Genomic DNA, 24,172 nt, shown 5'->3' on the forward strand with positions numbered 1-24,172 from the left:
CCACCGCGGCCCGCCGGAGGGGCCCGGGTGCACCCGCCGGGACAGCAGCCAGCGGCCGTCGTCGGCGGCGGCCAGCACCTCGGGGACGCCGACCTGCCGCTCCTCGGCCCAGCGCCGGCCGCGCAGCTCGGCGCGCAGCCGGCGGCGGCCGCTCTCGGTGACGGCGAGGTCGAGGACCCGGTCGGCGAGCACACCCTGCACCACGCCGAGCCGCGCGGTGTGGTCGGTGACGGCGACGACCGGCTGGTCGACGCCGAGCTCGGCCAGCAGCGAGGCGACCCGCTCGCGCATCCCCGGCGACGCCGCCCCCGGTGCGACCCCCGACGTCGTCCCCGATGCCCCTCCCGATGCGCTCCCGGCCACCCCGGGATGGTGGCAGGAGGCCCGGCCGCCCGCACGGAGTGCGCCTGCGGCCGGGCCCGGCGGCCCCCTGCGATGCTGGCGGGGATGGACGTCCCCGCGCCGGTCGCCGCCTGGATCGTGCTCGGCGTGGCTCTGCTGGCGCTGGCCGTCGTCGTCGCGGGGCTGGTGCTGACCCGGCCGCACCGTCCGGAGGAGGACCCGGGCACCGACCCCGCGGAGCCGCCGTCCACGGCTCCCGGACGCCCGGCCGGCCCGCACTGGGCGCAGGACGACCTGCCCGGCTTCGCCGCGGCACCACCGGGCACCCCGCCGGTCCCGGAGGACGACGAGGAGGCCGCCGCGCCGGGGCCACCGGCCACGGCCGGACCCTCGCTGCCCGACCCCGCGCCGCGGGCCGTGGCCGGCCTGACGGCCGCGGCGCTGGCGCTCGTCGCCGGACTGGCCGGCCTCTCCCTCACCACCCGGGGCGGGAATCCGGCCGGGGGCCAGGACCCGCCGGCCGCGACCGCGACCGCCCCGCCTCCGGCCCCGCGGGCGCCCGCGCCTCCTCCCGCGCCGCCCGACCTGCCCGCCGTCCCGGCCGACCCGCTGCCCGGCGAGCAGGGCGCCGGGGCACTGGCGGCGCGGTCGGTGCCGCTGGGCGAGGACGGCGTCACCGCCCGGCTCACCCTGGACGGGCTGGTGCTCGAGCAGCGGGCGGTAGGGGTGACCGTCACCTACCCGGCCGTCAGCGTCACCGTCGGCGGGGACGGGACCGCCCTGGCGCACGTGCGGCTGCCCACCTGGAACTGCCTGGGCACCACCGCGCCGGCCGACCCCGCAGCGGCCGGCTGCACCCCGACGGGCGTCGAGTACGCCGACCTGCCCACGCCGGCGCTGGACGTGACCCGGGACGGCGCCGCGCTGCGGCTGACCGGGCGCTTCCCCACCTACACCCGCGCCAACGGGACCCCGCCGGCCTACACCGGGCGGGTGTACCCGCTGACCGTGACCGCCGCCCCGGCGGCGTTCCCGCGGGACGGCGAGGCACCCGCCGAGGGCGTGCTGGTCCTGGGCACCGAGCGGGCCGGCACCGTCGGCGACCGGACGGTCAGCCGGATCCGCGTCTCCGGCTGACCGGCGGCGCCGGCAGCCGGCCGGCCGTGTGGTCGAGGACCCCGCGCAGGAGCCGGCCTCGGCCGTCGACCGAGAGACCCACCGACGGTGCGCCCGCCCCGCTGCCCAGCCCGCCGACGTCGGACCAGCCCCACCAGGGCAGCCGGTCCGCACCGTCGAGCAGGGTCAGCAGCCCCGCGCGCAGCCGGCCGCCCTCGTGGACGGCGGCCACCTCGACCCGGCCGAGCGCGGCGTGCAGGCGGGCGGCGGCGCGGACGAGGTCGCGCACCCGGGCGTTCCGCTCGCGAGCCAGCAGCGCCGGCAGCACCCGGTCGAGGTCGCGGGCGTCGCGGCTGCGCACGACCCGCGCCCCGGTGACGTCGTCGAGGCCGTCGACCAGGCGGGTGGTGCGCGCGGTCGCCATCCGCGCGTCCGGTCGCAGCCGGCCCAGCGCCCGCACGGTGGGGTCGCCCATCGGCAGTCCGGTCAGCCGCAGCCGCCAGGGCCGGCGCAGCGAGGTGAGCACGCCGAGGACCCCGGCGGCCAGCCGTCCGGCGGCGTCCTCGTCCCGGGCCAGCAGCCGCGCCGGCGGCCGACCGCCGGGCACCGGCAGGCCGTCGCCGAGCAGCGTGGCGGTGACCACCGGACCGGCCGTGGCCAGTGCCAGCAGGGCGAGTGCGTCGGGCCGGCCGGAGGGGTGCGGCTCCACGACGACGGCGACCGGGAGCAGCCGCGGCCGGCGGTGCACCGACTGCACCGAGAGCACGGTGGTCAGCCACGGGGCGGTGGCGGTGACCGGGGCGGCGAGGCCGCGCGCGAGCGGGACGGCGGCCCGGACCTCGCCGGCGACGCGCGCCCGGCCGAGGACGACCCGCGTGCCCCTGTCCCCGTCGGTCACCGGGCCATCCGACCACACGCACCGCCCGCCGTCCGGCCGTGCCCGGAGACGCCGCAGCCCCCGACGGCGGACCGTCGGGGGCTGCGGGGAGTGGACTCGTGGGGGCGCGTCGCACGTCGGTGTGTCGGACCTGGCCCGTCGATCCCGTCCGGGGAGGACGGCCCCCCTGCAGGCTCCCGCCGCGAGCTCGCGAGTGGCGGGGGCAGGGGCGGCCCCGTCCCGGGTACCGCCCTGAGCCTGCGAAGGGTGGGGAGGACGGGGTCCTTCCTCAGATGGCGCGGCGGCGCAGGCGGCGGCGCTCACGCTCCGACAGGCCGCCCCAGATGCCGAACCGCTCGTCGTTGGCCAGCGCGTACTCGAGGCACTCGGCCTTGACCTCGCAGCCGGTGCAGATCTTCTTGGCCTCGCGGGTCGAGCCGCCCTTCTCCGGGAAGAACGCCTCGGGGTCGGTCTCGGCGCACAGCGCCTGCTCCTGCCACGACTGCGCGTCGTCCTGCAGGGCCGCGCCGAGCAGCCCCATCAGCCCCTGGTCGGGCATCCCGACGCTCCGGGGAGCCCGCTCCGTCGCGCTGACGTAGTCACTCAGCCACGAGACCTCTGCCATGACGATGCGTCCCCTTCGCTGTCGTCCTCGGGCGCGGGTCCCCGGGTCCGCCCCGGGCGCTCACCGCGCCTCACACCGGTCGGAATTACACGCGTGTCGTTGGCCGAGCGTCAACTCAGCCCCGTGTAAGCACCCGACCACACGGGCCCCACCTGCCACACCTCCTTCGTCACATCTCGTGGTGCCACCCGACACGCCCGGCCGACAGTGGACAACTGCCGATCGGGCACGATGACTTTCGTGGAGATCGTCGTCCTCGCCGGAGGTGTCGGTGGGGCCCGTTTCCTGACCGGCCTGCGGGCCGTCGCGCCGCCGTCGTCGATCACCGCGGTGGTCAACACCGGCGACGACGTGACCCTGCACGGGCTGCGCATCTGCCCCGACCTGGACACGGTGGTCTACACCCTCGGCGGCGGCATCGACCCCGCGCGCGGGTGGGGCCGGGCGGAGGAGACCTGGACGGTCAAGGAGGAACTGGCCGCCTACGGCGCCGACCCGGCCTGGTTCGGCCTGGGCGACCGCGACCTGGCCACCCACCTGATCCGCACGCGGATGCTCGACGCCGGCTACCCGCTCTCCGACGTCACCGCCGCGCTGGCCGCCCGCTGGGAGCCGGGCGTGACCGTGCTGCCGATGAGCGACCAGCGGGTCGAGACGCACGTCGTCGTCGACGACCCCGAGACCGGCCGCCGCGGCGCGATCCACTTCCAGGAGTGGTGGGTGCGCCACCGGGCGGCGCCGCAGCCGCACGCCTTCGTCCAGGTCGGCGCCGAGCGCGCCCGCCCGGCTCCCGGCGTGACCGAGGCGCTGGCCCGCGCCGACGCCGTCGTGCTCGCCCCCTCGAACCCGGTCGTGTCGATCGGGACGATCCTCGGCGTGCCCGGCCTGCGCGACGCGCTGCGCGCCACCCCCGGCCGCGTCGTCGGCGTCTCACCGATCGTCGGCGGCGAGGTGGTGCGCGGCATGGCCGACCGCTGCCTGCCGGTGCTGGGCGTCGAGGTCAGCGCCGAGGGCGTGGGTCGCCACTACGGCGCCCGGTCCGAGGGCGGGCTGCTCGACGCCTGGCTGGTGCACACCGGTGACACCGCGCGGGTGCCCGGCGTCGACGTCCGCGCCGTGCCGCTGCTCATGAGCTCGCCCGAGGCCACCGCGGAGATGGCCCGCGCCGCGCTGGACGCGGCTGGGGTCCGGGCCGGATGACCGAGCCGCCGGAGGACCTCGCCGTCCTCCCCGTGCGGGGCCTGCCGGAGTTCTCCCCCGGCGACGACCTCGGCGCGGCGATCGCCGGTGCCGCGCCCTGGCTGGCCGACGGCGACGTCGTCGTCGTGACCTCCAAGGTGGTCTCCAAGGTGGAGGGCCGCCTCGTGCCGGTGCCGCCGGGCGCCGACCGCGAGGCCGTGCGGCAGCGCGCGATCGACGACGAGACGGTGCGGGTGGTGGCCCGCCGCGGGCCGCTGAAGATCGTCGAGACCCGGCACGGGTGGGTCGTCGCCGCCGCCGGCATCGACGCCTCCAACGTGGCCGGGGACGCCCTGGTGCTGCTGCCCGAGGACGCCGACGCCTCGGCCCGCGCCCTGCGCGGCCGGCTGCACGACCTCCTGGGCGTCGAGGTGGCCGTCGTCGTGAGCGACACCTTCGGCCGCACCTGGCGCGAGGGGCTCACCGACGTCGCGGTCGGCTCGGCCGGCATCGCCGCGCTCACCGACCACCGCGGCGCCGTCGACCGGCACGGCAACCGGCTCGAGACGACGCAGGTCGCCGTCGTCGACGAGCTCGCCGCGGCCGCCGACCTCGTCAAGGGCAAGCTCGACGGCGTGCCGGTCGCCGTCGTCCGCGGCCTGCCCCACCGCCCGCCGGATCCGGACGACGGCACCCGGCCACTGGTGCGCCTCGGGGCCGGCGACCTGTTCCCCTACGGCAGCCGCGACCTGGTCGCCAGCCGCGCGCCCGCCGCCGACCTCGTGCCGCGGCCCGGGGACCGCGAGGCGGTGGCCGAGGCCTTCCGGGTGGCCAGCGCCGCGCTGCCGGAGTTCCCCGTGGTGCTGCGGCACGGCGGGGAGGGCGACGGAGCCGTCGACGTCCACCTGCCCGACCGGTCGGGCTCCCCCGGCGCGCAGACCGCCGCCGCGGTCAACCTGGGGGCGCTGCTCGGCGCGGTGCTCGTGCAGCTGCACGCCGAGGGCTGGGCGACGCGGTGGGAACCGGTGGGCACGCCCGGGGGCTCCTCCCTGGTCGGGAGGCTGTGGCTCGGCACGCGCCGGGCCTGACCACCGGGCGCTCGGTAGCGTGCCGGTCATGCGCGGGATCATCCTGGCCGGCGGGACGGGCAGCCGTCTGTTCCCCATCACGCAGGCGGTCAGCAAGCAGCTGATGCCCGTCTACGACAAGCCGATGGTCTACTACCCGCTCTCGACGCTGATGATGGCCGGCGTCCGCGAGGTGCTGGTGATCACCACCCCCGCCGACCAGGCCGCCTTCCGTGCGCTGCTCGGCGACGGCACCCGGCTCGGGATGCGCATCGAGTACGGCGTGCAGGAGCGGCCCGAGGGGCTGGCGCAGGCCTTCCTCATCGGCGCGGGTTTCGTCGGGGACGAGTCGGTGGCCCTGGTCCTGGGCGACAACATCTTCTACGGCGCCGGACTCGGGACGGCGCTGGGCCGGCTGCCCGAGCCCGACGGCGGGCACGTCTTCGCCTACCACGTGGCCAACCCGGCCGACTACGGCGTCGTGCACTTCGATCGCGAGGGCCGGGTCCTCTCGATCGAGGAGAAGCCGGCGCGGCCGAAGAGCTCCTACGCCGTCCCGGGGCTGTACTTCTACGAGTCGTCGGTGGTCGAGGTCGCCCGCGGCATCTCGCCCAGCGCGCGCGGCGAACTGGAGATCACCGCCGTCAACGAGCACTACCTGCACCAGGGCCGGTTGACCGTCACCGTGCTCGACCGGGGCACCGCGTGGCTCGACACCGGGACCTTCACCTCGCTGCGCCAGGCCACGGAGTTCGTCTCGGTGGTCGAGGAGCGGCAGGGCCTCAAGATCGGCTGCATCGAGGAGGTCGCCTGGCGGCAGGGCTGGCTCGACAACGACGGCCTGCGCCGCGCCGCCGAGCCCCTGGGCAAGAGCGGCTACGGCGACTACCTGCTCGGCCTGCTCGACGGCCGCTAGCGCCTACCGCACACGGTGCGTGAGGATGCGCTGCGGTGCGGGAGGACACGCGGCCCTCTGCAGGGTCCCGCCGCGAGCCTGCGAGTGGCGGGGGGCAGAGGGGTCCTTCATCAGATGCGGCGGTGGTCGGTCGGCGCGGTCCGGGGGCCGCGCCGGGGCGGCATGCTCCCGCCGATGGCCAGCAGCCGGACCACCCGCTGCCGGTGACCGCGCCAGGGCTCGAGCAGCTCCATCATCCCGTCGTCGTCTGTCTTGCGGCCGGCCAGCGACCAGCCCACCAGGTTCTTCAGGTGGTAGTCGCCGTAGCTGACCGTGTCGGGGCAGCCCAGCGCCCGCTGGACCACCTCGGCGGCCGTCCAGACGCCGATGCCGGGGACCGTCCGGAGCCTCCGCTGCAGGCCCGGGGAGTCGCAGCCGCCGTCGGGCTCCAGCGCGTGCGCCACCGAGGCGACGTGCAGCAGCGCCCGCCGCCGGGCCCCGTCGAGGCCGCAGCGGTGCCACTCCCAGTCGGTCACCTCGCGCAGGCGGCGCGGCGAGGGCAGCACCCGCATCCCCGTCGGCGCCGGACCGGGCGCGGGGTCCCCGGCCAGCCGCAGCAGCGCCCGCCAGACGCGGTGCGCCTCGACGACGGTGACCTTCTGCTCCAGGACCGCCGGGACGAGGGCGTCCCAGGTGCGACCGGTCCGGCCGAGCCGCAGGTCGGGCGCGCGGCGGGCGATCGCGCCGACCAGCCGGTGGTGGCCCGGCTCGAACCCCTCGGGGTCGTCGTCGGCGCCCAGCCAGCCGGGCACCGCCGTCCCGGCCCACTCCGCACCCGGTCCCCACGCGGCCACCACCACCTCGCCGCACCGCAGCGTGATGCGCACCGTGGCCGGCCCGCAGGGCGTCGTCGTCGTGCGCCAGACGGCGTCGCCGTCCCACTGCATGGTGGGGTCACCGGCGCTGCGCTGGTGCGGCCGGAGGACCGCCCGCAGGTCGAAGCGCCAGACCGGCCGCCAGCAGTCGGTGAAGTCCGGGGCGGCGCCGGTGCCGGCCGGCAGCGGGGCGGGTGCCGGCGGGGTCGGGGCCGGCAGCGAGGTGGTCACGCGGATCTCCGGGGAAGAGGGAGACGGGAGCGGGGTGCGGGCGGGGGTCAGCGGGGGGCCATGCGCAGGGCGCCGTCCATCCGGATCACCTCACCGTTGAGGTAGCCGTGCTCGACGATGTCGAGCGCCAGCCGGGCGAAGTCGTCGGGACGGCCGAGCCGCTTGGGGAACGGGATGCCGGCGGCGAGGGCCTGGCGGGCCTCCTCGGGCAGGCTGCCCAGCAGCGGGGTGTCGACCAGCCCGGGGGCGATGGTGCACACCCGCACGCCCACGCTGGACAGGTCGCGCGCGGCCGGCAGCGTCATGCCCACGATCCCGCCCTTGGAGGCGGCGTAGGCGACCTGGCCGATCTGCCCGTCGTAGGCGGCGATCGAGGCGGTGTTGACGACGACCCCGCGCTCGCCGTCCTCCTCCGGCTCGGTGGCGGCCATCGCGGCGGCGGCCAGGCGCAGCACGTTGAAGGTGCCGACCAGGTTGACCATGACCGTGCGCAGGAACGGGTCGAGGTCGTGGGGCACGTTGCCCTTGCCCACCGTGCGCTGCGCCCAGCCGATGCCGGCGCAGTTGACCGCGATGCGCAGCGGCCGGTCCTTCGTCGTGGCGTCGGCGACCGCGGCGGCGACCTGGTCCTCGTCGGTGACGTCGGTGCGGACGAACGTCGTGGCGCCGCCCAGCTCGGCGGCCAGCGCGTTCCCGCGCTCCTCGTTGAGGTCGACGATGGTCACCGCGGCGCCCCGCGCCACCAGCGCGCGGGTGGTGGCCTCCCCGAGGCCGGAGGCCCCGCCGGACACGACAGCTGCGACGTCTGAGGTCTGCATGGGGGGCATTCGACCACGCCCCTCAGCTGTACCGGGGACCGAACCGCTGCTCGACGGCGGCCAGCAGCTGCTTGACCCGCTCGGCGTCGGCCACGGGGCAGACCATCGTGACGTCGGCGGTGGCGACGACGACGCTGTCGCGGACGCCGACCAGCGCCACCACGTGCTCCGGGTCGTCGCTGAAGACGATGTTGCCCGCGCTGTCGACGGTCACCGCGAGCCCCGCGACGGCGTTGCCGTCGGCCGAGGCCAGGGTCTGGGCGAGCGCCGGCCACGAGCCCACGTCGAGCCACTCGGCGTCGAGGTCGGCGACGAGCACCCGGCCCGGCTCGGTGGCGGCCGGCTCCAGGACGGCGTAGTCGACGCTGGTCTTCGGCAGGGTCGGGAACACCTCGGCCAGGACGGCGTCGCGCCGCGGCCCGGCGGGCGCGGCGACCACCCGCGCGAGCCCCTCCGCCGTCGCCGGCAGGTGCTCGGCCAGCGCGTCGAGGACCGTGCGGGCCCGCCACACGAACATCCCGGAGTTCCACAGGTACTCCCCCGACGCGAGGTAGGCCTCGGCGGTGGCGCGGTCGGGCTTCTCCTTGAACGCGGCGGCCTCGGCCACGCCCGCCACCCCGGTCGGCGCGCCGCGGCGCACGTAGCCGAAGCCGGTGGCCGGCGCGGTGGGCCGGATGCCGAGCGTGACCAGCGCCCGCGGACGGGCGGCCAGGGCGTCGTAGGCGGTGCCGAGCGCCGCGGCGAAGCGCTCGACCGGCCGGATCACGTGGTCGGCGCTGACGACGGCGAGCTCGGCGTCGGGGTCGGCCTCGGCCACCAGCGCGGCGGTCAGCCCGACGGCGTTCGCGGTGTCGCGGGCCACCGGCTCGAGCACCAGCCGGTCGGGCCGCAGCCGCGGCAGCGCGGCCTGCACCTGCGCGCCGTAGCGGGCCGCGGTGCACACCCAGATCCGCTCGGCGGGCAGCACGGTCTCCAGCCGGGCGGAGGCCTCGGCCAGCAGGCTGTGCGCCCGCCCGTCGCCGGCGTCCCCGGCGACACCGCCACTGACGACGTCGAGCAGCTGCTTGGGCCGTGCGGCGCGCGACAGCGGCCACAGCCGCGTGCCGGAGCCGCCGGCCATGATCACCGCGTGCCTCATGCACCTGCCCTTCGACTGCCACGGAGGCGGGCGCTCCGGCCGACGTCGTCGGCACGGCGCTGGAAGCGGGCCCCGGCGGCGACCCGTCCGCTGACGTAGGAGAGGAGCAGCCGGGCGCCGAGGCCGGCGCGCAGGCCCGCCCGCAGCGGGGCGTTGCGGACGCCGGGGTGCTGCCCGGAGAGGTAGCGCAGCGCGCTGGTGTGGTGCACCCGCTGCATGCGGTGCGGCTCGCGGCGGGTGGCGTGCCCGCCCTCGTGGACGACGACCGCCGACGGCGCGTAGACGTGCAGGTAGCCGGCCCGGCCGAGGCGGTCGGCGAGGTCGACGTCCTCGAAGTACATGAAGTAGCCGGGGTCGAAGCCGCCCACCGACCAGAACGCCTCGAGGTCGACGAGGAAGCAGGAGCCCGACAGCCACCCGGCGGTGCGCTCGCGCGGCGCCTCGCGCTCGCGGCGGTAGCGCGCCGTCCAGGGGTTGGCCGGCCACGCCCAGCCCAGCAGCGCGTGCCCCGCGCCGGTCGACAGCCGCGGCAGGTCGCGCGCCGACGGGTACAGCTCCCCCTCGGGCGTGCGGATGGCCGGGCCGACCGTCGCCGCGCGCGGCCACCGCGCGGCCACGGCGAGCAGCTCGTCGACGGCGCCGTCCTCGAAGCGGACGTCGGGGTTGGCCACCAGCGCGTAGCGGCCACCCGCGCCGGCGAGCCCGGCGTTGACCGCGGCGCCGTAGCCGATGTTGCCGCCGGTGCGCAGCAGCCGGACGTGCCCGTAGCGGGCCGCGACGTCCTCCGGGACGCCGTCGGTGGAGCCGTTGTCGGCGAGCACGACCTCGACCGGCCCGGTGGTCGCCCGCCCGAGGGACTCGACGAACCCCTCGAGGGCCTCGCCCGGCGAGTAGGTCACCGCCACCGCCCGGAGGGCGGCCGGGACCGGGTGCTCACTCACGGCCCGACCCTACGAGGCGCGGCCGGCCGAGCTCCGGTCCACCCGTCCCGGGAGTGGCCCCCGTGACGCCTGGGACGAGCGGGACGGACGGGACCGATCGAACCGGACCCATCCCTCACACGCTCCGGTCAGTCACGGGGAGTCAAGTCTCGCTCACTTATCGTCGGTGGGTGTTCGTGGCCTCCTCTGCCGTCCCCCGTCCTGACACGCGCCGTCGAGCCCACCCGGCCGGCCGGGTGGCGCTCGCGCTGCTGGGCGGTGCCCTCCTGCTGTCGGGGTGCACCGGCGGGGCCGACGACGACGCGGCAGCCTCGTCCGCCGCCGACGCCACCACCGAGGGGCCACCGGTCGGCGACCCGCCGTCGGAGGAGGTCGACGCGGTGCAGACCGACGCCCCCGTGACCGAGCGAGGGGTGGTCGTCACCTACACCGAGGTCGCCGACGGCCGGCTGCAGGTCGGCGCCTTCGTCCAGGGCGTCGTCGAGCTCGGCGGGACGTGCACGGTGACCGCCACCGGGGAGGACGGGAGCACCGTCACCGGCGAGTCCGAGGCCGAACCCGGTCCGTCGTCCACCGACTGCGTCGGCCTGGCCGCCGACCTGCCCGCGGACGCGTCCGGGACCTGGCGGGTGTCGGTCACCTACTCGTCCGGGACGGGCGACCTGGAGTCCGACGAGCGCGAGGTGGCGCTCTGATGCGCTCGGGCACCCGGCTGTTCCGGCGGGCCGGCAGGCTGCTGGCGCTGCTCGTCCCGGCGGTGGTCCTGGCCACCCTGCTCACCGGGCCCACAGCGCCGGCGCAGGCCGCAGACGGCCGGACCTTCCAGGCGGGCAACATCATCGCCGACTCGGTGTTCCTCAACGCCGACACGATGAGCCCGGTCGGCATCCAGTCCTTCCTCGAGGCCAAGCGCCCCTCCTGCGCGGCCGGTCACACCTGTCTGCGCGACTACCGCCAGGACACCTGGAGCCGGCCCGGCGACGCCCAGTGCGGGCCCTACCAGGGCGCCGGCGGCGAGCGGGCCTCGATGATCATCTGGAAGGTCGCCCAGGCCTGCGGCGTCAACCCGATGGTGCTCCTGGTGCTCCTGCAGAAGGAGCAGACGCTGGTCAGCGACGACTCCCCGTCGAGCACGCAGTACGACAAGGCGACCGGTTACGCCTGCCCGGACACCGCGCCCTGCGACGCGCAGTTCTACGGGTTCTACAACCAGGTCTACAAGGCCGCGTGGCAGTACCAGCGCTACGTCAAGAACCCGGGCAACTACCGCTACAAGCCCTTCACGACCACCTACGTGCAGTACCACCCGAACACCGGGTGCGGAGGTTCCGAGGTCTACCTCGCGACCCGCGCCACGGCGGCCCTCTACATCTACACGCCGTACCAGCCCAACGGTGCGGCGCTGGGCAACATGTACGGCACCGGTGACGGCTGCTCGTCCTACGGCAACCGCAACTTCTGGCGGATGTTCACGGACTGGTTCGGGAGCACCCAGGTCAGCTACAGCGTGCTCGGGCCGATCAGCGCGGCCTACGACGCGAACGGCGCCGGCTCCGGCCCGCTCGGCGACGCGGTCGGCAACCAGTACCCGACCGCCTGGGGCGGGCTCACGCAGGCGTTCCAGCGCGGCCGGATCCACTACCACCAGGTGACCGGCGCGCACGCCGTCATCACCCCGCTGTCGGGGGCCTACGACGCGCTCGGCGGCGAGGGCGGGCCGCTGGGCTACCCGACCGGCGGCCGGTACCCCACCGCCAACAGCGGCTGGACCCAGCCCTTCCAGTCCGGCCGGATCCACTGGACGGCCGCCACGGGGGCGCACGCCGTCATCGGCCCCGTGTCCGCGCTCTACGACAGCGTCGGCGGCGAGGGCGGGTTCCTCGGTTACCCGACCGGCGGCCGCTACGCCACCCCGAACGGGGGCTTCACCCAGACCTTCCAGAACGGGCGCATCCACTGGTCCCCGGCCACCGGTGCGCACATCGTGCGCGGCGTGTTCTCGCCGGTCTACAACGGGCTGCGCGGCGAGTCCGGCCCGCTCGGCTACCCGGTCACCGAGCAGTACCCGACCGCGGGCAACGGCCTCACCCAGGCCTTCCAGAACGGCCGCGTCCACTGGTCACCCACCACCGGCGCCCGCGCGGTGATCGGGCCGATCTCGCAGGCCTACGACGCGCTGCGCGGCGAGTCCGGGACGCTGGGCTACCCGACCAGCGACCGCTACGCCACGCCGGGGGACGGCTTCACCCAGGCGTTCCAGCGCGGCCGCATCCACTGGTCGCCCACCACGGGGGCGCACGCGGTCACCGGCGCGATGTCGGCCGCCTACGACGCCCGCCGCGGGGAGTCCGGTCCCCTCGGGTACCCGGTGGGGGCCCAGTACGCGACGACCGCCGGCGGCGTGGGCCAGGCCTTCCGCAACGGCACCATCGTGATCAGCGCCGGCGGCACGGTGCGGACCGTGGAGGGTGGGATCGGCGCGCAGTACGCCGCTCTCGGCGGCGGCGGCGGCCCGCTGGGCGAGCCCACGGCCGGCCCGGCCGCGGCGGGCGGGACGGGCGGGACGTCGCAGGCGTTCCAGAACGGCCGGATCCTCGACGGTCCCGCCACCCCGGCCACGTCGCTGCGTGCCCCGGTGCTGGCCGCCTACGACGCCCTCGGCGGGCACACCGGCGCGCTCGGCTGGCCCGCCGCCGAGCAGGTCACCGCGCCGTCGGGCAGCACCGCCCAGCGGTTCGAGAACGGCTGGCTGGTGGTCACCTCCGGCGGGGCGCGCACCGTCACGGGCGACGTGGCCACCCGGTGGTCGGCCCTGGGCGGCGTCCTCGGGGCGCTCGGCGCCCCGACCGCCGACCGGACCACCGTCTCCGCCGGTGTCGAGGCGCAGACCTTCACCGGTGGGCTGGTCGTGTCGACGTCCAGCGGGACCCGCGCCGTGCTCGCGGACATCGCCACCGCCTACACGGCCGCGGGGGGGCCGACGGGAGCGCTGGGCCTGCCCAGCGGCGAGCGCTACGCGACGCCGGGCAACGGCTGGACCCAGGTGTTCGCCAACGGCCGGATCCACTCCTCACCGGCCACCGGCGCACACGCCGTCCTCACGCCGCTGAGCCCTGCCTACGACGCGCTGCGCGGCGAGTCCGGCCCGCTCGGGTACCCCGTGGGCGCCCGGGCGGCCGCACCCGGCGGCGGCTGGACCCAGTCCTTCCAGCACGGCCGGATCTCCTGGTCGCCCTCGACCGGCGCCCGCGTCGTCCTCGACGCGATCGCCTCCACGTACGCGGCGCAGCAGGGTGAGGCCGGACCGCTGGGCTACCCGACCTCGGCCGCCTACGCGACGCGGGACAACGGGCAGACCCAGGCGTTCCAGAACGGCCGCATCCACCACTCCCCCGCCACCGGGGCACACGCGGTGATCGGCCCGGTGTCGGCCGCCTACGACGCCCTCCGGGGGGAGGCCGGCGTCCTGGGCTATCCGGTCGGCGGCCGCTACGCGACCGCGGACAACGGCTGGACCCAGCCTTTCCAGCGGGGCCGGATCCACTGGTCCCCGACCACCGGCGCCCGGGCGGTGCTCAACCCGATCTCGTCGGTGTACGACTCGGCGCGCGGGGAGTCCGGACCGCTGGGCTACCCGGTCAGCGACCGGTACGCGACGGCCGGCAACGGCTGGACGCAGGCCTTCCAGAACGGCCGCATCCACTGGTCGCCGGCCACCGGGGGCTTCGCCGTCCTCCGGCCGCTGTCGACGGCCTACGACGCCCTGTCCGGGGAGTCCGGCCGGCTGGGTTACCCGACCTCCTCGGCCTACGCCACGCGCGACAGCGGTCTGACCCAGGCCTTCCAGCGCGGGCGGGTGCACTGGTCACCGGCCACCGGGGCGCACGCGGTGATCGGGGACCTCTCCCGGGCCTACGACGCCCAGGGCGGCGAGGGTGGCGCGCTGGGGTACCCCACGGGCGACGAGCGGGTCTCCGGCACCGTGCGGTCACAGCAGTTCCAGCACGGCACCATCACCCAGACGGGCACGGGGACACCGGTGGTCGCCCTCCGCTGAGGCCCGTTCCTCCCGGCACCGGCCGGGCGACAGGGGGCGTTCCCGCACCAGCGGGGACGCCCCCTGTCGCAACCCGGGCAGCTGGGCAGCGGCGCCGAGGACGCCCCCGCCGGCAGCCGGCGCCGAGGACCGGGACCGCGAGGGCCGGCGCCGGCGCGGCGCCCGCGCGGTCACGGTCCGCCCCGAGGCGGGAGGGCACACCACGGGCGGCCGGCACCAGGACACCAGGACACCAGGGCGTCGGGCGTCGGGCGTCGGGCGTCGGGCGTCGGGCGTCAGGCGTCAGGCAGGACCGGCAGGTCGCCGGCCACCGGCCGCAGCGGCGGGGGGTGCCCCGCGCCCCGGGCGGGGAATGACCCCGAGCGGCCGGGGCGGCGCCACGGCACGGGCCGTCGACCGCCCCGCAACGGCTCGGGTGTCAGAACCTCGGGTGTCAGAACGAGGCGTGCCGACGACGGCGGACGAGCTCCCAGCCGACGGCACCGAGGACGACGAGCCCGCCGACGGCCACCGCGGCCAGACCGAGCGTCCGGCCCGGGGGACTGAAGGAGATGCGCAGCTCACCGGAGCCGCCCTCCGCCGGCAGGTCCACCGCGATGACCGTCCGGTCGACGGCCCGGACCTCCAGTGGCCGACCGTCGAGCGTCGCCTCGTACCCCGGCCACCAGAGGGTGCGGGTCAGCACCCGCGCGTCGGAGTCGGCCGACCAGGTGACCGAGTAGCTCTCGCTCTCCGGGCCGACGTCGAGGGCCGACAGGTCGGTGACGCCGTCTCCCGTCCAGGTCACGCGCCCCTCGGTGGGGTCGACGCGCTCGTAACGGACGAAACCGCCCTGCTCGCCGATCCGCTCCCACCGGTCCTCCAGGGAGTCGAACACCTCCGGCGGGGTCCGGGTGTCGAGCAGGAGGACGTCCTTGGCGGTGACCTCGAGCCAGGTGCGGTCGGTGCCGGGGACGGTCTCGAGCAGCCGGTCGACCGCGTCGGCGCAGGTCGCGGACTGACCGAGGTAGTCCTGGCACCAGCGGGCCGCCCAGCCGGCCTGACCGAGCGAGGTGTACCCGAACCCGGGCCGGACGTCGGAGAACAGCGCGGCGCTGCCGATCGGGACGCCGAGCGACAGGCCCCGGTCGACGCCGGCGGACCCCCAGATGAGCACCGAGGCGTTCAGCCCCGGCTCGAGCGAGGCCTCCCGGAAGCCCTGGACGCTCGCCGGCCACAGCTCGCGGTCGTACAGCCCCCGGGTCGGCAGTCCGGTGGCCTCGCCGCCCTGCGCCGTGGTGACGACGTCGTTCAACCGCACGCTCGCCCCGACGCTCGCGAGAGGCGCGGCGAGCGTGGCGGCGCACAGCACGGCCAGCGCAGCCCGCCCGGTCCGCTGCGTCCCCGAGCGGCGCACGAAGAGCCCGAACGCGGCGATGACGCCGATCCCGACGACGGCGACCCCCAGGTGCCAGGCGGCGAGCACCGGTACCCGCGCCAGGGCCAGGAGCCCCTGGAGCAGGATCAGCGACGCCGCGACCGCCACGCGCCGACGCGACGGGTCGATGCCCGCAGCGGCGACCAGCAGCGCGACGAGGAGCGGCAGGACGACCTCGAGCACGACGACGTAGCGGAAGGGCAGTCGCAGCGTCCCGACGTCGGTCGGGGTCTGCGTCGCGACGACCGACGCCAGCACGAGCAGGGCCGCGGTCACGAGCCCGGGCACGCCCCGCACGAGGCGACCGCGCAGGTGGGACCAGCGCACGAGCGCCAGCAGCGGCAGGGCGAACCACGCCGTCGCCATCACCGCCGGGGGCAGGATGCTCCCCCACCACCCGCTGACCTCCGAGGACAGGGTCGGTCCACCGACCAGGACGTCGGCCAGGTTCGGGATGAACGTGCCCGCGTTGCCACGGGCGTCGACCGTGGCCTCCGCGCGCTGGGTGTACGGCGTCATGCCCGCCGCCGCGAGCAGTCCGGGCGCGGCCATCAGCAGTCCGCCGGCGGCCGCGCCGAGGCGGACGACCAGGCCGGGCACGCGCCAGGCCCGCCAGTCCCTGGCGACGAGGGACTGCTCGAGGACGACGCCGACCACGACGAGCGCGGCGAAGGGGAGCGTGTACGGATAGCCGGAGGTGCCCAGGAGGTAGGCGGCCAGGGCGGCGCAGGGGGCGGCCCAAGCGCTCCGGCCGATCAGGCCCCACCACAGCCACGGCAGCAGCGCGGTCCCCCAGGCCGCCGGCCACCACGACGCCGCGTACCAGATCAGGAACCCCGAGTTGGCGGCGCCGAAGGCGGCCAGCCCGGCCCACCCGGCACCCAGGCCCAGCCGCGTCCCCAGGGCCACGAGCCCACCCCCGAGGACCACCACGGCGAGGACGTGCAGCCCCCAGCCGGCCAGGTTGAGTCCGTCCATCCGCCCGATGACCCAGGCCAGCAGCCAGTGGAACGGGTCCAGGGTGCCGTACTGCAGGTCGGCCACCAGCGCACCGGCCGATCCCTGGTCGGGGTCGACGAGGGGGACGCCGGTCCACGAGACGCGCTGACCCAGCCAGTGCCAGACCGGCAGGTACTGCGCCATCTTGTCGTCGACGTAGAAGAAGCGCGGCTGCCAGAGCCGCAGGACCCCCAGCAACGCCACCTCGAGGGCGAGGAACAGCCCGAGGGCCGCCCGGCCCTCCCGCACCGCGGGTGTGCGGGAGGGCGAGGCGTCGGCGCCACCGTCCACCGCCGGGATCGGTGCCCGGTCCCGCACCCCCGCGCTCATGCCGACGCCTCCCGCGCGCCCGGTATGAGCGCGTGCAGGGCGTCCTCGATCTGTTCCAGGCGCGACCAGGTGAGCGCGCCGGGCGGGGCCTCGCCGCGCCCGGCCAGCAGCCAGCCGGTCCCGGACTCGATGAGGCCGTCGGCGACCAGGCGCTCGATGCAGGACACGTCGGCCACCGAGTCGCCGACGAACCACACGTGCGCGGACTCCTGCCGCGGGAGCCGGTCGAACAGCACGCGGAAGGGCTCCAGGCCCACCTTGTCGGTCGTGGCCTCCTCGGAGACCACGACGTGGTCGACGACCTGGTCGAGCTCGAGGTGCACCATCTTGCGGAACTGGATCTCCGCGGTGAGGTCGGTGACGATGGCGATCGGGATGTTGTTGAAGCGCAGCGAGCTGAGCAGGTCACGGGCGCCCGGGCGCAGCTTGGCGGCCAGCAGGTACTTGCGCCAGTACGCCTGACCCATGGCCAGCGCCAGCCCGGGCTGGCTGCGCAGCCCCAGCATCTCGATCGCCTCGTGGGCGTAGAGGAGCCGGCTGTGCGAGCTGCCGGTCGCACCCAGCCGGTCCTTGACCCGCTTGCGGGCACCGTCCCACACGTCGAGGAAGGCGCGCTCCTTGACGCCGAGCTCCTTGGCGGCGAACTGCACCAGGGCCGCGGTCCCCGCCCGGTGGCTGGGCTCGTAGGGGTACAGGGTGTCGTCGAGGTCGAAGATCGCCAGCGACGGCAGGCGCGGGGTGGTCATCGGAGACTGGACTCCAAGCTGTTGCGGCGACGCTCGAGCATCGCCAGGACCAGGATCAACTGCATCACGCCCCGGCTGCCGCCCAGCCACACGGGCTCGCCGACGAAGAGCTCCTCCGGCCGGTCGAGCAGGTGATCGGCGATGTCGCGCACGTCGGCGGTGGTCAGCGGGCCGGGCGACACGACGATCTCCACGGCGCCGGGCTCGTCGAGGTACTCCAGGTGCGCCGGCACCCCACCGACCGCGGTGAGGGCCCGCACGAGCCGCTCGGCGAAGGCCAGGCCGCGCAGGCGGGCCACCACCTGCAGCGACAGCGGGGCGTCCAGCGGCTGGTCCTCGGGTGGGAGCGGCCGCTCGGACTCCAGCCGCAGCACGACGTCGGCCAGCGGCCGCTGCGGCAGGATGTAGCGGTTGCGGTGCGGCTCCCGCCGGTCGATCGAGGCCTGGACCGAGGCCAGCGCGTGGCCACGCTCACCCACGTCGCGCTCGATCTTCAGCCGGCGGCGCAGCGGCTCGTCCATGTCGGTGAAGACCGTGAGGTCGACCGTGGCGCGGACGTCCCCGCTGGTGAGCGCGTGCAGGCCGCTGACCACCACGAGCTCCCGGTGGGCGATCGGTCGCTGCTTGGTGAACCGGCCGCGGGCGTGGTCGTAGTGGCGGCACCACACCTCCTCGCCGGCGAGCAGGCGGAAGGTGTCGCGGGTCAGCCGCGGCAGGTCGTTGGCGGCCGGGTCCAGGTGGGTGGTGACGTTCCACAGCGGGGCGTGCCGCTCGTAGAGGTGGTAGTCGTCGCCCATGAGGAACGACGTCGCCTGCTCACCGAAGACGTCGGACAGCGAGATGCACAGCGTGTCCTTGCCGGTGCCGCTGTCGCCGGCGACGGCCATGGACAGCGGGGCGCGGGAGAGCCGGTAGACGTCGTACTGCTCCAGCGCTCCGCGCAGGACCATCGCCAGCGCGATCGCCCCGGCGACCACCGCGGTGGTCGCCAGCAGGTCCAGCAGCCAGACCGGCAGGCCGAGGGCGCCGCGGTCGACGTCGACGAAGCCCGCGCCGACCTGCGGGGCGTCCCACCGGGGCGCGGCACCGCTGGCCGAGACGGCCTGGGAGACCGTCACGGCCACCCAGAACACGAACACCGCGGCGCGGACCCGGGGCCCGGTACCGGCGGCGATGATCGCGAGGAGGGGCACCGACCACAGGAACCAGCCCGGCGAGGCCGGGGTCAGCAGCGGCACGGCCGCCAGGCCCACCGCCGTCACCGTGAAGACCAGGTCGGGGTTGGCCCGGCGGAAGCGCCACAGCACGGCGAGCAGCGCCGCGTACACGACGGGCAGCAGCACCAGGTTCAGGCCCGGGCCCAGTGCGACCACGTAGTCGACGGCGGCACCGAAGGTCGGGGTCCCGAGGACCATGGCGCGGTAGCCGGCGGAGGACGTGGGCAGCGCGAACAGCACCACGCCGGGGAGCAGGCCGGTCAGGTAGGGCCCGAGGCCGGCGCGGTAGCGGCTGTTGCGCACCAGGAACAGCAGGGCGAAGGGCACGATGAGCACCGAGCTCGCCTTCACCGCGATGGCCAGACCGGCCGCCAGCCCGGCCGTCGACCAGGAGCGCCGGCGGAAGGCCAGCACCGAGACGAACATCAGCAGCGTCGGGACCAGGTCGAGCTGGCCGTGCACGTAGGCGGCGTAGAGCACGATCGGCGACACGGCAGCGAGCACGACGGCGCGCCCCGGCCGCGGTCCCGCGGAACGCAGCAGCAGCCAGGTGATCAGCAGGTCGGCGACCAGGACCCCGATCGCCATGCCCAGCTGCACCGCCCACGGGACGGGCAACCACGAGGTGAGGGCCCCGAAGGTGCCGAACCAGACGAGCATGAGCGGCCCGTACGGGAACGCGTGGTCGACGCCGCCGGCCGCCTGCCACGCCGTCCACGGGGTGAACGAGGGCTGGTCGAGGAACAGCTCGACGAAGGGCGCGAACCACGCCCGCTGGATCGCCGGGACGAGCAGGGCGAGCAGCGCCACCCGGAGCAGCAGGGCCCCTCCGACGAGCAGCTTCTGCCGTGGACCCAGTCCCCTCAGGCCCACAGCGCCGGCCTCTTCGTGCAGACGGCGTCCAGCGCCAGCCCCGCCTCGGCCAGCGCGGCGCGGATCCCCTCGACCTCGGGCTCGGGGTCGCGCGCCTGCAGCTCGGGGCTCACGACCATCACGCGGTACCCGGTGCCGGCCAGCAGCGCGAGGTCCTCGCGCGGCGGCAGCGCGCCGGTGAAGGAGTCCAGCCAGACCCACTGCGCCCGCGGCTGCAGCGCCAGGACGGTGCGCACCGACTCGTACTCCGAGATGCGGGCCATGCACCGGCTCTCGCCGCGGCGCAGGGTCCGGACCATGAACGGGAAGGACTGGTCGAGGTAGGTCCACTGCTCGATGCCGCGCGCGCCCAGGGACGCCTCCACGCGCTCCTCGAGCCCCTCCTCCTTCACGTTGGCGACGAGGAAGGCGTGCGCGTAGGCGTCCAGCCACTCCTCGAGGTCCACGCCGGGGTCGAAGGGCTCGTGGGTGACGACCAGCCGGTCACCGTAGGACCGGATGTCCATCTCGATGCCCAGCTCGCGCGGGGTGCCGGCCAGCTCGGCCGGCAGGTTCCGTCGGTGGGCCACGACCAGGGTCACAGCTGCTTCCTCAGCGCCAGACTGAAGTCGACCGTCCGCTTGATGAACCTGCGCTTGGCGGCCAGGTCGACGTTCCAGGACGACGTGCCGAACCGTCGGGGCGCGAAGACGACCGGCACCCGCCGGATCTCGTAGCCCCGCTCGGCGGCGGTGTACAGGGCGAACAGGTCGAGGGAGAAGTCCAGGGGCGGATCCCCCCAGCTGTCCATGAGCTCGCGCGGGAACATGGTCGGCTGGGCGTTGATGTCCGACAGCCGGCGGCGCAGCAGCACCGTCTCGAACACGCTCATGCCCGCGGTGAACACCCGGTCGGCGAGCGGCCGGCCGTAGCGGCGCCCCTTGACCAGCACCCGGCCGGCGCCCTCCATCGCGGCGACGGCGCGCAGGGCGTCGGCGGGGTCGGTCTGGAGGTCGGCGTGCGTCCAGCCGACGATCGGCGCGCGGGTCGCGGCCAGCCCGGAGGTGATCCCCCAGCCGTACCCCCGGTTGGGGTCGACCCGGATGGAGCGGACGCGGTCGTCGGCCGGGTCGAGCAGCCGGGCGAGGACCTCCGGGGTGTCGTCGGTGCTGCCGTTGTCGACGAGCACCACCTCGCCGTCCCCGGCCTCGGCGGTGAACCGGGCGCGGAGCACCAGCTCCGGGAGGGAAGCCGCCTCGTTGTAGCAGGGGACGACCAGGCTGAACCGCGGGGTGCGGGACCCGGGCGTGTGGGACCCGGGCGTGTGGGACCCGGGCGTGTGGGACTCAGTCATGGCGGCGGGCCACCTCCTGGTGCTGGGGGTCGCCAGCGGGCGACCGGAAGACGAAGCGAGCCATGCCGAGGAAGTTCCACGCCGCGGAGACCCCGGTGGCGACCAGGAACGCCGCCGCGACCTGCCAGGTGCGGCCGTCGTCGAGGACGGCGAGCACGAGGGCGTTGACCCCGACGTTGAGGCCCAGGGCGCAGAGGTACACGGCGACGAAGGCCACCAGCGACCAGCGGTGCGACTCGCCCCGGAAGGTGAACCGCCAGTTGGCCACGTAGGCGAAGACGGCACCGGCGACGAAGCCCAGCGCCTTGGCCCACCCGTGCGGGACGTCGGCGAGCAGCAGCAGCTGGTAGACGACGGCGTCGATGGCCACGGTGGTGCCGCCGACGAGCACGAAACGTGCCAGTGAGCCCGTCACGACCGGTCCCCCGCTCCGGTGCACGTCATCGCAGGGCCCCTCGTCACGTCCACGTCCGGCCGCTGACGGCCGGGACGAAGTCGTGGAAGGCACGGTCCAGCTCGGCACGCGCGGTCGGCGTGACCATCGGGTCGGCCGCGAGGGCGTAGGGGTGGTGCACCCACTTGTGGAAGCAGCTCTGCCAGTACCGGAAGGTCTCGTACTCGTCCGGGGTGCCGAGCGACACGAAGCTGTCGAGCAGCAGCGCCACCACGGGCCGGCCCGCGGCGGTGCAGCGGCGCACCAGGCTGTCGAGGTAGTACTCCCCGTTGACGGTCTCGTCGCTGGCCAGCAGCTCCTCGACGTCGGCGACGGCGCGGGCGGACGACGGGAAGCTGAACGTCCCGATGATGACACCGGCGGTGGCCGGGTCGTCCGGTGCCTCCTTGAGCCAGGTGCGGTCGACCACGCCGCGGTCGTCCCAGGTCACCCAGCCGTACTGCTGCGGCCGGCGCCGGGCCAGCCGGTAGCCGGGGGCGACCCAGACGACGAGGCCGTCCTCGCCGGCGGCCTGCAGCGCCCGGGCCAGGGCACCGGGCGCCGGCCGCGGCACCGCGTCGCACGACGTGACCGTCACCGGCAGGTCCGGCGCGCTCTCCCGGAGCGGGAGCAGTCCCTGCAGCGCCGAGTCGGCCTGACCGCGGGAGAGCCGCTCCAGCTCCACGACCCGGGCGCCCTGGGCGACGGCGAGCCGGGCGACCTCGCCGCCGTCACCGAGGTCGGCGCGGGTGACGACGACCGACTCCGAGCCCGGGACGGCGAGCAGCGCGTGCTCCAGCAACGTGCGGCCGGCCACGTCCAGCAGCGGCTTGGGCCGCGGGTAACCGAGGTCGGCGAAGCGCCTGCCGGCACCGCTGGCCAGCACGACGCGGGTGGCGCCGGGCTCGGGCTCGGCCGGGCCGCGCACCCAGTGCGCCATCGCCGTCGACCACTCGCGGTACTCCTCGAGGTCCTGCGGCGTGCCCCACTGCATGAAGTGCTGGAGCTCGTAGACACCGACCGACAGGCCCATCTCCAGGACGCTCTTGTAGGTCAGGCTCAGGTAGTACTCGCCCTTGAGGTCGTGTCCGGCCTCGACCTGGCGGGCCAGGGCGTCCAGCAGCACCTGGCCGCTGGCGAAGCCGTAGGTGCCCGACGAGGCGAACTCCGAGCTCGGGTCGTCGGTCCAGGGCTGCTTCTCCTGGATGTCGACGACCCACTCCCCCTCCAGCCGCGGGTAGGCGTAGGAGGTCGAGTGCAGCATGTGCGGGTGGAAGCCGCGGTAGGCCGGGATGGCACCGCCGGTCACCGCGCCGGAGGACAGGTAGGTGGCGAAGTCGTCGGCGTCCCAGTAGCAGGTGAAGTCGCAGTAGTTGACGACCACCGGCTTGTCGCGGGCGATGTGCTCGGCGGCCTGCAGCACGGCGTGACCGGGCCCCAGCTTGTGCGCCGCGACCTCGACGACCTTCCCCTGCGGGCGGCGCTCGAGCAGGCGCTCGCGCAGCCGCAGCCGGGGGTCGGCCAGGTGGTCGGCGTTGCAGATGAACACCACGTCGTCCCAGCCGGGGAACATGTCGACCACGTGGTCGATGACGGTCTCGCCGTCGATCTCGATCAGGGCCTTCGGCCGGTCGTAGCCGGCGGCGGTGAACCGCGAGCTGATCCCCGTCATGGGGACCACCAGCTGCGGTCTCACCGCTGCATCGCGCGTCGCCACGTCTCCGCCTCCCAGTCCACCAGCTCGGCGACCTCGTCCTCGTCCAGGTAGCGCACGGGGGCCGACGGGTCGGCGTGCTGTGCGACCCCGACCAGCCCCCGACCGATCTCGCGCGCGTCGGCCGAGAGCGGGCCGTCGACCACGACGCCGCCCTCCGCCGTCACGACCAGGGAGCTGCCCGTGCCCGGCCCGGTGCCGAACGGGCGGCTGCCGAGGAACACCGCCGAGTCCGGCGTCAGGACCCCGCCGGTGAGCAGCCGGGTCGCGGCGGCGTCCAGCGTCCCCGCGGGGGCGAGCGCCGACCCGTCGTCGTCGGGCAGCGGCCGGTCGTCCCGCCGCAGGACGCGCTCGGCCTCCTCGACGAGCGCACCGGCCCGGTCGGCGGAGTCCGCGGCGGTCAGCAGCCCGTGGTTGCCGAGCAGGAAGACCGCCTCGTCGGTGGCCCCGATCCGCTCCTGGGCGGCCAGCACCGAGCGGGCCAGCGCGATCCCGGGCTTGGCGTAGCGCACCCAGCCGACCGGCGCGACCGCGCGCAGCCGGTCGAGGACGGCGTGCGGGTCCTGCTGCGCTCCCGCCGCCACCGCCCCCACGGAGTGCACGTGGAAGACGAAGCGGTGCGGCAGGAGGACGTGCAGGGCGGTCTCGATCGAGGGGCGCGAGGCCCGCTCGTCGGCCACCTCGACCACCACGTGCCGCAGGTCCTCGTGGTGCAGCACGTCGACGCGCGCCCGCGGGCCGTCGACACCCACGAAGACGGGACGCTCCTGGGCCTCCGCGAGCCGGGTGCCCGAGGCCTTGACCCACACGAGGTCGCCGTCCTTGCCGCTGAGGTTGCCCCCCGCGCCCTGCACCAGTCGCAGATCACGGCCGATCGCCGCGGCGTGCCGGTTCAGGTCGTCCAACAGCTGCCGTTCCACGTGGCGGCAACCTACCCGAACGGGTGACC

General features: G+C 75.7%; 21 protein-coding genes. 6 read left to right on the plus strand and 15 right to left on the minus strand.

Annotation, left to right across the window (positions count from 1 at the left end; all coding sequences use genetic code 11):
• On the minus strand, positions 1 to 363 hold a 363-nt coding region (locus ABQ292_RS07090; protein WP_369204682.1), incomplete at its 3' end, for a hypothetical protein.
• Between the two features lie 84 nt (positions 364 to 447).
• Here ABQ292_RS07090 and ABQ292_RS07095 point away from each other — a divergent pair.
• Positions 448 to 1,479 (plus strand): hypothetical protein, encoded by a 1,032-nt coding sequence (locus ABQ292_RS07095; RefSeq protein WP_369204684.1) that lies wholly within the window; start codon positions 448 to 450, stop codon positions 1,477 to 1,479.
• Here ABQ292_RS07095 and ABQ292_RS07100 read toward each other — a convergent pair.
• The gene (locus tag ABQ292_RS07100) at positions 1,454 to 2,356 is read right to left on the minus strand and encodes a hypothetical protein (protein ID WP_369204686.1); all 903 of its coding nucleotides are present in this window, start codon (positions 2,354 to 2,356) and stop codon (positions 1,454 to 1,456) included. The genes ABQ292_RS07095 and ABQ292_RS07100 overlap by 26 nt on opposite strands.
• 268 nt (positions 2,357 to 2,624) lie before the next feature.
• Positions 2,625 to 2,894: a WhiB family transcriptional regulator gene (locus ABQ292_RS07105; protein WP_438940573.1), complete on the minus strand. Its 270-nt coding sequence runs from the start codon at positions 2,892 to 2,894 to the stop codon at positions 2,625 to 2,627.
• A 306-nt stretch (positions 2,895 to 3,200) separates the two neighbouring features.
• On the opposite strand from ABQ292_RS07105, the gene cofD reads away from it, so the two are divergent.
• From cofD to rfbA, 3 genes are read left to right on the plus strand one after another with little or no spacing between them, the layout of a single operon-like run.
• The gene (gene cofD / locus ABQ292_RS07110; RefSeq protein ID WP_369204688.1) at positions 3,201 to 4,160 is read left to right on the plus strand and encodes a 2-phospho-L-lactate transferase; all 960 of its coding nucleotides are present in this window, start codon (positions 3,201 to 3,203) and stop codon (positions 4,158 to 4,160) included.
• On the plus strand, positions 4,157 to 5,227 hold the full coding sequence (locus tag ABQ292_RS07115) for a coenzyme F420-0:L-glutamate ligase (RefSeq protein ID WP_369204690.1): 1,071 nt from the start codon (positions 4,157 to 4,159) through the stop codon (positions 5,225 to 5,227). The genes cofD and ABQ292_RS07115 overlap by 4 nt, the downstream gene beginning before the upstream one ends.
• A gap of 28 nt (positions 5,228 to 5,255) precedes the next feature.
• Complete coding sequence (gene rfbA / locus ABQ292_RS07120) at positions 5,256 to 6,122, plus strand: glucose-1-phosphate thymidylyltransferase RfbA (RefSeq protein WP_369204692.1); 867 nt, start codon at positions 5,256 to 5,258, stop codon at positions 6,120 to 6,122.
• A 110-nt stretch (positions 6,123 to 6,232) separates the two neighbouring features.
• Here the strand turns inward: rfbA and ABQ292_RS07125 are convergent, their stop codons facing one another.
• The 4 genes from ABQ292_RS07125 to ABQ292_RS07140 are packed head-to-tail and all read right to left on the minus strand — an operon-like array spanning position 6,233 to position 10,104.
• On the minus strand, positions 6,233 to 7,207 hold the full coding sequence (locus tag ABQ292_RS07125; protein ID WP_369204694.1) for a DNA-3-methyladenine glycosylase family protein: 975 nt from the start codon (positions 7,205 to 7,207) through the stop codon (positions 6,233 to 6,235).
• Positions 7,208 to 7,254: 47 nt separating this feature from the next.
• A complete protein-coding gene (locus tag ABQ292_RS07130) occupies positions 7,255 to 8,025 on the minus strand; it encodes an SDR family NAD(P)-dependent oxidoreductase (RefSeq protein WP_369204696.1) in 771 nt (256 codons plus the stop codon).
• A 22-nt stretch (positions 8,026 to 8,047) separates the two neighbouring features.
• Positions 8,048 to 9,163, minus strand: a complete 1,116-nt coding sequence (locus ABQ292_RS07135) for a mannose-1-phosphate guanylyltransferase (RefSeq protein WP_369204698.1) — start codon at positions 9,161 to 9,163, stop codon at positions 8,048 to 8,050.
• A complete protein-coding gene (locus ABQ292_RS07140; RefSeq protein ID WP_369204700.1) occupies positions 9,160 to 10,104 on the minus strand; it encodes a glycosyltransferase family 2 protein in 945 nt (314 codons plus the stop codon). Before ABQ292_RS07140 ends, ABQ292_RS07135 begins: the two co-directional genes overlap by 4 nt.
• A 170-nt stretch (positions 10,105 to 10,274) precedes the next feature.
• Here ABQ292_RS07140 and ABQ292_RS07145 point away from each other — a divergent pair, with 170 nt between their 5' ends.
• Positions 10,275 to 10,799 (plus strand): hypothetical protein, encoded by a 525-nt coding sequence (locus ABQ292_RS07145; protein WP_369204702.1) that lies wholly within the window; start codon positions 10,275 to 10,277, stop codon positions 10,797 to 10,799.
• The gene (locus tag ABQ292_RS07150; protein WP_369204704.1) at positions 10,799 to 14,161 is read left to right on the plus strand and encodes a LasA N-terminal domain-containing protein; all 3,363 of its coding nucleotides are present in this window, start codon (positions 10,799 to 10,801) and stop codon (positions 14,159 to 14,161) included. Before ABQ292_RS07145 ends, ABQ292_RS07150 begins: the two co-directional genes overlap by 1 nt.
• Positions 14,162 to 14,594: 433 nt before the next feature.
• Here the strand turns inward: ABQ292_RS07150 and ABQ292_RS07155 are convergent, their stop codons facing one another.
• Genes ABQ292_RS07155 through ABQ292_RS07190 form a run of 8 tightly spaced genes read right to left on the minus strand, consistent with a single transcriptional unit; the run spans position 14,595 to position 24,143 of the window.
• Complete coding sequence (locus tag ABQ292_RS07155) at positions 14,595 to 16,907, minus strand: hypothetical protein (protein ID WP_369204706.1); 2,313 nt, start codon at positions 16,905 to 16,907, stop codon at positions 14,595 to 14,597.
• Positions 16,904 to 17,653: an HAD family hydrolase gene (locus ABQ292_RS07160; protein ID WP_369204708.1), complete on the minus strand. Its 750-nt coding sequence runs from the start codon at positions 17,651 to 17,653 to the stop codon at positions 16,904 to 16,906. The genes ABQ292_RS07155 and ABQ292_RS07160 overlap by 4 nt, the downstream gene beginning before the upstream one ends.
• Positions 17,650 to 19,743: a nucleoside/nucleotide kinase family protein gene (locus tag ABQ292_RS07165; protein WP_369204710.1), complete on the minus strand. Its 2,094-nt coding sequence runs from the start codon at positions 19,741 to 19,743 to the stop codon at positions 17,650 to 17,652. The genes ABQ292_RS07160 and ABQ292_RS07165 overlap by 4 nt, the downstream gene beginning before the upstream one ends.
• Positions 19,734 to 20,324, minus strand: a complete 591-nt coding sequence (locus ABQ292_RS07170) for a PI-PLC domain-containing protein (protein WP_369204713.1) — start codon at positions 20,322 to 20,324, stop codon at positions 19,734 to 19,736. The genes ABQ292_RS07165 and ABQ292_RS07170 overlap by 10 nt, the downstream gene beginning before the upstream one ends.
• On the minus strand, positions 20,321 to 21,076 hold the full coding sequence (locus tag ABQ292_RS07175; RefSeq protein WP_369204715.1) for a glycosyltransferase family 2 protein: 756 nt from the start codon (positions 21,074 to 21,076) through the stop codon (positions 20,321 to 20,323). The genes ABQ292_RS07170 and ABQ292_RS07175 overlap by 4 nt, the downstream gene beginning before the upstream one ends.
• The gene (locus ABQ292_RS07180) at positions 21,069 to 21,491 is read right to left on the minus strand and encodes a GtrA family protein (RefSeq protein ID WP_369204717.1); all 423 of its coding nucleotides are present in this window, start codon (positions 21,489 to 21,491) and stop codon (positions 21,069 to 21,071) included. Before ABQ292_RS07180 ends, ABQ292_RS07175 begins: the two co-directional genes overlap by 8 nt.
• Before the next feature lie 43 nt (positions 21,492 to 21,534).
• Positions 21,535 to 23,181, minus strand: coding sequence for an NTP transferase domain-containing protein (locus tag ABQ292_RS07185; protein WP_369204719.1), 1,647 nt, complete (start codon positions 23,179 to 23,181; stop codon positions 21,535 to 21,537).
• Positions 23,182 to 23,201: 20 nt separating this feature from the next.
• Complete coding sequence (locus ABQ292_RS07190) at positions 23,202 to 24,143, minus strand: class II aldolase/adducin family protein (protein ID WP_369204721.1); 942 nt, start codon at positions 24,141 to 24,143, stop codon at positions 23,202 to 23,204.
• Between the last annotated feature and the right edge of the window lie 29 nt (positions 24,144 to 24,172).

The organism is Geodermatophilus maliterrae, from assembly GCF_041018925.1.
In the GTDB taxonomy this organism is placed as follows: domain Bacteria; phylum Actinomycetota; class Actinomycetes; order Mycobacteriales; family Geodermatophilaceae; genus Geodermatophilus; species Geodermatophilus maliterrae.